General features: G+C 72.2%; 1 pseudogene. It reads right to left on the bottom strand.

Going from position 1 to position 1,184, the window contains the following annotated elements:
- Nucleotides 1-1,150, bottom strand: a pseudogene (locus tag JMF90_RS37890) (rhodanese homology domain-containing protein); the annotation flags it as partial.
- Nucleotides 1,151-1,184: the final 34 nt, after the last annotated feature.

The following is a 1,184-nucleotide window of genomic DNA, read 5'->3' as shown; positions in this document are numbered from 1 at the left end:
TGAAGTGGTGCGTGCCGTCCCGCTTCAACTGGTCGACCAGCCCGTATTCCCAGTCGAGATACGCCTGCATCGCGGCGGCCGCGTTGTCGGTGCCTTCGTACGGACGCCGGTAGCGATCGACGCGCGGCGACGCCAGATGCGTCTCGCCGCTCTCCAGCGGCAGCCCGGCCTCGATCCACGCGGCCGTGCCGCCGGTCAGCACCCGGATCTCGGCCGATGCCGGCAGCAGCGCACGCGCGTCATCCGCCGCGAACCGCGCCAGCAGGCTCGATCCGCACGTGAACACGTAGCGCTTCGCGGGCGGAATCGTCGCCAGCGCGTCGCGCAACTGCGCGCGCACGGCAAACCACGCGCCGGGAATATGCCGCTTCACGTAGTTCGCGCTGGCCGTCACGTCGACGATCGCGAGCTCGCCGGGCGCGGCCTCCTTCAGCCAGCCGGCGAGCGTCGCGGGCGACACGTCGGCGGCGGGCGGCGTTGCCGGCACGTCGCGCGGCGGCTGGCCGCGCTCGGAGAATGCCGCGGTGCCCGCCGGCTCGACCACGCGCACGTCCCAGCCCATCTGGGCAAGCCACGAGGCGGTCATGTCCGCGCGCACGCCGTCGTCGTCGGCCAGCACGATCCGCGCGCCGCGCACGGCCGCGTGATGGTCGGTCTCCTGCACGAGCTGGCCGCCCGGCGTGCTCAGGAAGCCCGGCAGATGCCCGGCTTCGTATTCCTCGGGCGTGCGCACGTCGAAGCGGTACAGCGTGCGGCCCGGTTCGTCGAGCGTGGCGACGTCCTCGAGCGCGATGCGCGGCACGCCCGCGCGCTCGGCCACCGCGCGGGCAGCCTGACGGGCTTCGGCGCGCTGCGTCGCGTCGATCTCGTCCGGAAAGCGGCGCGCCGCACCGCGCTCGAGCGTCTGGCCGGCCAGCGTCCAGCCGATCGTGCCGTTGCGCAGCGCGGCGACCGGATTCGGCAGCCCCGCGTTGACGAGCGATTGCGTGCCGATGATGCTGCGCGTGCGGCCCGCGCGGTTGACGATGACCTGCGTGCGCGGATCGGGTGCAAGCGCGCGCACGCGCAGCACGAGTTCCGCGCCCGGCACGCTGGTCGACGTCGGGATGTTCATCGTCTGGTACTCGTCGAAGCGGCGCGCGTCGACGATTCGTATAACTTCGTATAATGTATGCTACACGAAG

This window comes from Burkholderia sp. E168m23 (genome assembly GCF_016586125.1).
Classification (GTDB): Bacteria; Pseudomonadota; Gammaproteobacteria; order Burkholderiales; family Burkholderiaceae; genus Burkholderia; species Burkholderia orbicola.
The sequence above is the reverse complement of the archived record's forward strand: the minus strand, read 5'-3'. Positions and strand labels throughout refer to the sequence as shown.